Source organism: Alcaligenes sp. 13f (assembly GCF_020496585.1).
GTDB lineage: Bacteria > Pseudomonadota > Gammaproteobacteria > Burkholderiales > Burkholderiaceae_B > Alcaligenes > Alcaligenes phenolicus.
In genome coordinates, this window is sequence record NZ_JAHKKC010000034.1 from 19,267 (window position 1) to 27,790 (window position 8,524).

At 57.7% G+C, this 8,524-nt stretch carries 8 protein-coding genes; 5 read left to right on the top strand and 3 right to left on the bottom strand.

The features are described from left to right. Positions 1 to 22: 22 nt before the first annotated feature. The 3 genes from KOE80_RS18795 to KOE80_RS18805 all read right to left on the bottom strand — a co-directional run bounded on the left by KOE80_RS18795 (position 23) and on the right by KOE80_RS18805 (position 2,971). On the bottom strand, positions 23 to 1,324 hold the full coding sequence (locus KOE80_RS18795) for a TRAP transporter large permease (protein WP_035269297.1): 1,302 nt from the start codon (positions 1,322 to 1,324) through the stop codon (positions 23 to 25). Beyond that, positions 1,321 to 1,842 carry a TRAP transporter small permease gene (locus KOE80_RS18800; RefSeq protein ID WP_060186573.1) on the bottom strand — a complete coding sequence of 174 codons (522 nt, stop codon included), beginning with the start codon at positions 1,840 to 1,842 and terminating at the stop codon, positions 1,321 to 1,323. Before KOE80_RS18800 ends, KOE80_RS18795 begins: the two co-directional genes overlap by 4 nt. A 328-nt stretch (positions 1,843 to 2,170) precedes the next feature. Then, entirely contained in the window at positions 2,171 to 2,971 is an 801-nt protein-coding gene (locus KOE80_RS18805; RefSeq protein WP_035269291.1) for an SET domain-containing protein, read from the bottom strand. Positions 2,972 to 3,027: 56 nt separating this feature from the next. On the opposite strand from KOE80_RS18805, the gene ilvB reads away from it, so the two are divergent. The 5 genes from ilvB (at position 3,028) to KOE80_RS18830 (ending at position 8,209) form a co-directional block, all read left to right on the top strand. Next, complete coding sequence (ilvB, locus tag KOE80_RS18810; protein ID WP_226349728.1) at positions 3,028 to 4,797, top strand: biosynthetic-type acetolactate synthase large subunit; 1,770 nt, start codon at positions 3,028 to 3,030, stop codon at positions 4,795 to 4,797. Positions 4,798 to 4,907: 110 nt separating this feature from the next. Next, positions 4,908 to 5,873 (top strand): TRAP transporter substrate-binding protein, encoded by a 966-nt coding sequence (locus KOE80_RS18815; RefSeq protein WP_226349731.1) that lies wholly within the window; start codon positions 4,908 to 4,910, stop codon positions 5,871 to 5,873. A gap of 12 nt (positions 5,874 to 5,885) precedes the next feature. Continuing rightward, the gene (locus tag KOE80_RS18820) at positions 5,886 to 6,383 is read left to right on the top strand and encodes a TRAP transporter small permease (RefSeq protein WP_226349729.1); all 498 of its coding nucleotides are present in this window, start codon (positions 5,886 to 5,888) and stop codon (positions 6,381 to 6,383) included. A gap of 84 nt (positions 6,384 to 6,467) precedes the next feature. Next, positions 6,468 to 7,745 carry a TRAP transporter large permease gene (locus KOE80_RS18825; RefSeq protein WP_035269288.1) on the top strand — a complete coding sequence of 426 codons (1,278 nt, stop codon included), beginning with the start codon at positions 6,468 to 6,470 and terminating at the stop codon, positions 7,743 to 7,745. Positions 7,746 to 7,774: 29 nt separating this feature from the next. Then, positions 7,775 to 8,209 (top strand): CopD family copper resistance protein, encoded by a 435-nt coding sequence (locus tag KOE80_RS18830; RefSeq protein WP_226349730.1) that lies wholly within the window; start codon positions 7,775 to 7,777, stop codon positions 8,207 to 8,209. Positions 8,210 to 8,524 lie beyond the last annotated feature (315 nt).

Genomic DNA, 8,524 nt, shown 5'->3' on the forward strand with positions numbered 1-8,524 from the left:
GTTGTGTTTCAGTCTTGTGGTTTTAGTTAAAGCCCAGGTAGCGCGGCAGCCACAGGGCAATCTCGGGTTCAGCGATAACGAGCAGCATGGTCGAGCCCATGCCAAGCAGCAGCCAGCCTACCCAACGCAGGGTGCTTTCCATGGGGACGCCCGCGATACGGCAGGCGACCATCAGGTTGACGGCGACTGGCGGAGTGAACTGGCCCAGGGCCACGTTCAAGGTCAGCAGGACCCCGAACCAGACGGGGTGCCAGCCAAAGTTGTAGGCAATCGGCATGAATAGCGGCACGAAGATCAGGAAGATCGAGATGCCATCCAGGAACATGCCCAGCACAATCAGCATGACAATCATCAGCGCCAGAATGCCGTACTCGCCCAGACCGGAATTGATGATGGCATTGGTGACGGGGTCAATAATGCTCAGGGTGGACAGCGCCCAGGCGAAAATACCGGCCAATGCCACAACCATCATGATGACGGCTGATAATTCGGCGGCTTCCCGCAGGATCAAGAAAAGATCGCGGAACTTGATGGTGCGATGGATGACCATGCCCACGAACAGGCCGTAGAACACAGCCACTACAGCGGCCTCAGTAGGGGTGAACAGACCCAGGCGCATACCACCCAGAATGATGACAGGCGCAATCAGGCCCCAGGCGGCTTCTCGCAGGCTGCGCCAGAATGGTGGACGTGGCAGCTCGGCCTCGGCCAATCCCAGCTTGTGACGGCGCGATAGCCAGATGGCCGGAATAATCAGGCCAATCCCCGCCAGAATGCCGGGGAACATACCGGCCGCAAACAGCGCAGGTACGGAGGCCTCGGGCACCAGCACCGAGTAAATAATGAAGGCGATGGAGGGGGGGATCAGAATGTCGGTGGCTGCACCCGCGCCCACAATACTGGCCGCAAAAGGACCGGGATAGCCCGCACGTTTCATCGCGCCGATCATGACCGCGCCCACGGCGGCCGCGCAGGCCGGGCCGGAACCGGAAATGCCACCCAGGAACATGGCTACGCCAATGGCAACGACGGGCAACATGCCTGGACCACGGCCAACCAGCGCGACCGCAAAGTTCACCAGACGGCTGGCTACGCCCGAGCGGTCAAAGATCGAGCCCACCAACACGAACATGGGAATGGCCAGCAAAGGGTATTTGGCCAGACCGGCATAAAAGCTTTGCGGCACGGCCATCAGGCCAAACCAGTGCGTATCCAGGTTGGACATCAAAATCGCAAAGGCACCACCTATACCCAGGGACACGCCCACCGGCACGCCCACCAGCATCAGGCCGATGAAGATGACAAACAGCAAGGTTGCAATCATGATTTAGCCTGCCAACGACGCACCCACATGCCCAGCAAACGCAGGCTCAGGGTAGTAGACAGGATGGGCAGCCACATGCTGTACCACCAGGTCGGGACACCAATGGAGGGCGAGGTATCGCCCCACTCGAACTCGTCCAGGGCCATGCGGCCGGACAGAATGGCCATGCCGACAAAGAACAGCAGGCTCATGCCAATGCCAAACAGGGCCAGGCGGCGTTGACGACGCACCGTGCCCGCATCGGCAAAGACTTCAATACGAATGTGCAAGTGGCGCACACAGGCGCTGGCACCGGCATTCATGGTCAGGACCACCAGCAGGAAGATGGAGATTTCCTCGGTCCAGGCAAAGGAGCTATCGGTCAGATAGCGCACAAACACGTTGGCAAAGGTAATTAAAGCCAGGGCCGCCATGATCAGGACCGAAGCCCAGTCCTCTATTTGCAAAGGAATACGCAGGCCGGATTCGGCGGGCGAGGCGGCGTGATTATCAGGTGTATCTGTAGAACTTGAATCCATGAGGTCTGTCAGATTTGGCAATAAAGCTACATGCTAGCGGTCAAAGACGGGGCTGGCAGTGAGTAATTTCCCCCGGTGCAATAGCACCCGCGGGCCATCATTGGCCTGGGGAGAGACGATAGGGATGGGGGCGAGGGCACACGCAATATGGGGGTTGGTGCTTCGCCTAGCTGATGAGGTCTGAAACCTGGCCCGGCACGACAGATGGGCCTGTGTGTGGCGCTCTGAGAGGCCCGACAGGGGTGTTGCCGGGCTTGCTGTGCGGGTGATTAGCAAGGGTGCAGGCTGCCGGTGAGGCAGCCTGGGCTAATGCAAGCTGGGGGACAGCTTACTCTTTTTTACGGTCCTTTTTCCCTTTTTTGCCTTCTTTGTCCTTTTTGGAAGGCTTTTTGTCTTTATTTTTATCCTTGTTTTTGGCTTTTTCTTTTTTCTTCTTTTTGCTCTTCTTATCCTTTTTGCCTTTCTCGCTTGAGGATTCTTTATCGCTATCCGCGTCCTCATCTTTATCCTGATCGGACTCGCCCTTTTCTGCTTGCTTAATGGCAGTGGCCTTCAGATCAGCGGCTTTTTGTTTGGATGAAACCGGGGTTTTGCGGGCCTGTTCCATTTCCGCATCCAATTCTGCGGCCACTTCGCGTAGCTCGTCGGCAACAGCCTGGGAGCGATCTGATTGCAGGGCAATCATGGTGCCACGGCACTGGGGAGCGCCACACAGGCAGCGGTAGTTCTGCTTGAGCTCCTCGGTAATTTCATCGTCGATGACCAGCGAGTAGTCATACAAAAGCTCTTCCCCGGCAGGAATATCGCGCATGGCCACAATAAAGACGCGCGAGCCATCGGCGTTCTCGTGACCTTCACAGTTGGGGGCGCAAGAGTGGTTGATCCAGCGTGAATCATTGCCTCCCTGACCACCGTCCACAATTTTGCCATTGCTCAGTGCAAAGAAAAAAGTGTGGAAAGGCTCATCCGGATTGACGGGGAACAAGGCATCGGCCTGTTCCGGCGTAAGCCGCTTGCCAGCATATTGCAGGATGCGCGTTCCGGCTGGAATATCGCGTAGCGCAAAGACGCCGTTGCCATGCAGTTTGGATGGTTTAACGACGTGCCAGGGTTGGCGTTGAGTGACCATGGGGAATCAGCCTGTAAAAGGGGATAAACTGGACGGCGATCTCTATCTTACAAAACATGCAGGGCTACGCAACCATGTCACTTGAAACGACCGCCCACAACGGCGCGCAAATCTTGCTCGACACCTTGATCGCTCAGGGTGTAGATACCATTTTTGGTTATCCTGGCGGAGCGGTGTTACCGCTCTATGATGCTCTTCATGCCCAACCGCGAATTCGTCATATTTTGGTTCGTCACGAGCAAGCTGCCGTACATGCGGCCGAAGGCTATGCCCGCAGCACCGGCAAACCTGGCGTGGTGCTGGTGACATCAGGCCCCGGTATGGCCAATACCACCTCCGGTTTGCTCGATGCCTTGTGTGATTCTATTCCTGTCCTGTGTATTAGTGGTCAAGTAGCGACCACCGCAATTGGTACCGCCGCTTTCCAGGAGTGCGATGCGATTGGTATTTCCCGCCCTGTGACCAAGTGGAATGCCCAGGTTCGTCGTATTGAAGACGTGGCCTCCTTGACGGCCAAGGCCTTGCGCCTGTGTACCCAGGGTCGCCCCGGTCCGGTGCTGCTGGACTTCCCCAAAGATATTCAGATCGCCACCCTGCCCGCTGCCAGCAGCGACGCGCCGGCCCAGGACGAGGCTGACAGCCTCTTGGCTCCTGCCGCTCCGGCCTCTGCCCAGGAAGCAGCGATCAAACGCGCCGCCGCCATGATTGCGCACGCTCGCCGCCCCGTGTTTTACGGTGGTGGTGGCCTGATCAACTCCGGGGCCGATGCCAGCCACGCCTTTACCAGCCTGGTTCAGGAAACCGGCGCACCTTGCACACTGACCCTGATGGGCTTGGGTGCTTACCCTGCACGTGATGAGCAGTTCGTGGGCATGTTGGGCATGCACGGCACGCTGGAAGCCAACTTGGCCATGCACCATGCGGATCTGATTATCTGTGTGGGCGCTCGCTTCGACGACCGCATTACCGGCCGTCTGTCCGATTTCTGCCCGCATGCCAGCAAGATCCATATTGATATCGACCCCGGTTCCATCGACAAGGTGGTGCGTGCGGATGTGGCTTTGGTGGGCGACTGTTATCCCCTGCTGCGTGCCTTGCGCAAAGAGCTGTCGCATCACGAATTGCCTGAAGGTCGCTTGAATGATTGGTGGCAGCGCATTGGCGTGTGGCGTGCTCAAGAGTGCTTGAAAGTGACGCCTCATAGCGACGCCATCTTGCCGCAGCACTTGCTGCAACGTCTGGACGCGCATCTGGAAGGCCGTGATGCCATCGTCTCTACCGATGTGGGCCAGCACCAGATGTGGGCTGCGCAGTACATCAAGTTTGATCGTCCTCGCCGTTGGCTGACTTCGGGTGGAGCCGGCACCATGGGTTACGGCGTGCCGGCCGCTTTTGGGGCGCAGATTGCGCATCCGGACAAGCTGGTAGTGTGCGTCAGTGGTGATGCTTCGGTGCTGATGAATATTCAGGAACTGGCCAGCGTGGTGCAGCACCGCACGCCGATCAAGGTGATTCTGTGCAATAACCGCCACATGGGCATGGTGCGCCAGTGGCAAGAGCTGATTCACGATGGTCGTTACAGCCACAGCTATAACGAAGCCATGCCCGATTTTGTGGCCTTGTCGCGCGCCTTTGGTTGGGAAGCCGAACGCGTGGAGCATCCCGATCAGCTGGATGCGGCGCTGGAGCGTTGTCTGGCCCACGATGGCCCGTTCTTCCTTAACGTGGAAGTGCTGGCGCTGGAAAACTGTTTCCCCATGATGCCAGCGGGCTATGGCCATCAACAGGTCATGTTGTCCGAAGATAACTGGTACGTAGAAGAATAAGGTGCCCGGCTGGGACACAGGCGTAAAAACCCCTATGTCCCAGCCCGAGCACTACGCATTAAATACACTGATCCATTCAGACAGGAGGGGCATGCATGATGTACCGTCACATGAAGAACCGTCTTTTGGCCGCAGGTTTGATGCTGGGCTTGGGCCTGGCGGCGGGAGCGGCCACGGCCCAGACTCCCCTGAAGTTGGCCTACGCCTTGTCCACCAGCTCTCACTATGGTGCGGGCGCAAAAGCTTTTGCCAGTGCCTTGGAAAAAGATGGCAATTACACCATCGAGGCCTTTCCCAACAGCGCCCTGGGCGGCGAGCGCGAAGTCATTGAAGGCCTGCAACTGGGCACGATTGATCTGGCGATTGTGTCTACCGGTGCAACCCTGAACTTTGTGCCCAAGACTGGCGTGTTCGATATCCCTTTCCTGTTCCGCGACCTGCAACATGCCCGTCATGTGCTTGATGGCAAGATCGGTCAGGACATGCTGGCTGAATTTCCCAAACGCGGAATTGTGGCGCTGGCCTGGGGCGAGCAAGGTTTCCGTCACCTGACCAATAATGTGCGTCCTGTCACCACCCCAGCTGATGCCAAGGGCCTGAAGATACGCACCACAGAGAACCCCATTCATATTGCCGCTTTCCGTGAAATCGGCATTCTGGCTACGCCTATGGCCTGGCCGGAAGTGGCGACCGCCCTGCAACAAGGCACCATCGACGGCCAGGAAAATCCCTTGTCCGTGATTGTGTCGGCCAAGCTGCCGCAGCTGCAAAAGTACCTGTCGCTGACGGCTCACGTGTATGGCCCGGCCTTGGTGCTGATGTCTCCGGCGGTGTATGACGGCCTGTCCGATCAGGACAAGCAGTTGATGAAAGATGCCGGCGTAACGGCTGCCCAGGCCATGCGTGATTACGTGGACGACATCGAGAAAACCGGCGTGGATGCCGTCAAGGCCGAAGGCATGCAGGTCAATACCGTTGACCATGCCGCGTTTGCCAAAGCGGTAGAGCCTGTCTATCCCCAGTACTACAAACAGTTCGGCCAGGAACTGGTCGAATCTATCCGTCAGACTCAGTAAACGGCATTCATCATGAAAGCTCTGTTGTCCGTTCTGGATAAGGGCCTGTTTCGTCTGGTGTCCTGGGTGACGCAGTTGCTGCTGCTCTCGGCAGTGGCGGCTGCGTTCTATCAAGTGATCGCTCGTTTCGTGCTCCAGTCGCCCGCCGACTGGAGCGAGGCCTGGTCACGTGCCGCTCTGATCTGGACAGTCATGCTGGGTCTGTGTCTGGCCTTGCGTCAAGGTGCCATGCTAAGCGTCGATGTGCTGCGGCTCTGGGTCGGCAAGCGGACGCAGCATTGGCTGGATGTGGCCGTGCTGATTACGTGTCTGGCTTTTTTCGGCCTGTTGACCTGGGTCGGCATTCAAATGACCTGGCGGGTGCGGTTTCAGACCATGCCTAGTCTGGAGTGGTCCATTTCCTGGGTGTATATCGCGATCCCGATTGGTGCCGTGCTGGGCATTTTGGGCCTGTTGGCCCGTTGGCTGGAGAAACCTGCGCCTGCTGTGGTCGATAACACGCAGCTCTAATTCTCAAGACCTGATTCCGTGCCTGTAAAGTACCACCGAACTCTGGATGCCTTACGGGCATCTGTTTAGACCGGAGACCGTATCGTGTCCCAGATCATGCTTGTGTCCATGCTGCTGTTTTTTGTATTGACGGTGCCCGTGGCGATTGCCGTGGGGCTGGCCAATATGGCGGGAGTAGCCTGGGAGGGGCGCATGACTTTTCTGGTCATCGCCCAGCAGTTGTATGCAGCTCTGGACAAGTACCCCCTGGTGGCGGTGCCCTTCTTCATTCTGGCAGGCAACCTGATGGAGTCGGGCGGCATGTCCAACCGTATGGTGGAGTTTGCCAAAAGCCTGGTGGGGGGTGTTCAAGGGGGCCTGGCTTGTAGCTGTGTGCTGACCTGCATGATTTTTGCGGCGGTGGCCGGTTCCAGTGTGGCAACCACTTTTGCGGTCGGGGCAATTCTGATCCCTGCCATGGTCCGGCATGGCTACCCGGCACCGTTCGCGGCATCCTTACAGGCCTCAGCGGCGGAGTTGGGGGTGATCATCCCGCCGTCCATTCCCATGATTCTGTTTGCCGTATCCACGGACACGTCGGTAGGCGAGCTGTTCGTTGCGGGTATTGGCCCTGGCTTGTTGATCGGCGGCGCCTTGATGATTTATGTGTGGCTGTATGCACGCCGCCATGGTCTGGGTTTGCAGGACGGTGTGGGTCGTTTGGGTGTCTGGACGGCATTCCGTCAGGCGTGGCTGGCCTTGTTGATGCCGGTGATTATTCTCGGCGGGATTTACGGGGGTATTTTCACGCCTACCGAGGCTTCGGCGGTGGCGGTAGTCTATGCCTTGATCGTGAGCATGTTTGTCTACCGCAGCGTTAAATGGGGCGACCTGTCCAAGGTGCTGCATCGTTCCGTGGTGTCCACGGCGGTCATCATGTTCATCATCGCCAATGCGGGTGTGTTTGGTTTCCTGCTCAATCGCACCGGCATTCCGGCTGCCATGGGGATCTGGTTGGGGGAATTGTTCAGTAGCCCCATGATGTTTTTGCTGGGTGTGAACGCGGCCTTGTTTGTGGTGGGGATGTTCGTTGAAACGTCGGCTTCGATCGTGGTGCTGGCTCCCTTGTTGTTGCCGGTGGCCGTGCAGTTCGGCATTGATCCGGCGCATTTTGGAATCATCATGGTGGTCAATCTGGCACTGGGGATGGTGACACCGCCCTTTGGCGTGAACCTGTTTGCGGCGTGCTCAGTGGCCGGGATTTCTTTGGAAAAACTGATACGTCCCCTGCTGCCTTTTGTAGTCGTCATCCTGGCTTGCTTGATGCTGATCAGCTATGTGCCAGAAGTCAGTTTGTGGGCGCGAGACCTGGTGTACCGTTGATGAATCGTCTGCTTTCCTGAGCGCTGTTCATGAGCTATTTCCTCCTGTTGTTGGTTCACCTTCTGGCTGCGATTTTCTTCATCGGCACTGTGTTTTTTGAGGTGCTGATGTTGTCGCCTTTGGCGCGTCTGGTTTCCCGGCCATCGATGCGGGAGTTCGAGTATGCCCTGGGGCGGCGGGCGCGTCGCATCATGCCTTGGGTTTTGTTATTGCTCTACGGTGCGGGCTTGAGCCTGGCCTGGCAGCATCGGGCCTTGTTTGAGGTTGGTGGCGCTCGTGCCTGGATGCTGGGTGTAAAGATCACCCTGGCGCTAAGCGTATTTGGGCACTTTCTATCTGTAATGGTGATGAGCCGACGCAAGACCATGACAGCGCGGCGATCACGGATTATTCACCTTAGTGTTTTTGCACACGTGCTGCTGATTGTGGTGCTTGCCAAGGCTTTGTTTTATTTGCCGCTGTAGTTGCGGTTTTGATGCTGCTGCATTGTTGGTTAGAAGGGTTTTGGCTTCAGACTAGTGCTTGGGATGGAGCTTGGCATAGGAGAGGTGATTAAAAGCCAGGCTCGAGGCCGTGGGGCGCTGGGGGTGGGCTGAGCACTTGCCGGTGCTGCGCACCGGTGCCCTAGTCAGGAGATAGCGCAGGGCGCATCCTGAACTTGTATGGTTAAGGTGTCGGGGTGGAGGGACATCCTGAACTATCGGCCAATGCCGGACCGACACCGCGAGAACTCTCCCGCCCCACCCATCACCGTCGATAAGGAACTGAGCGGCGCCGTT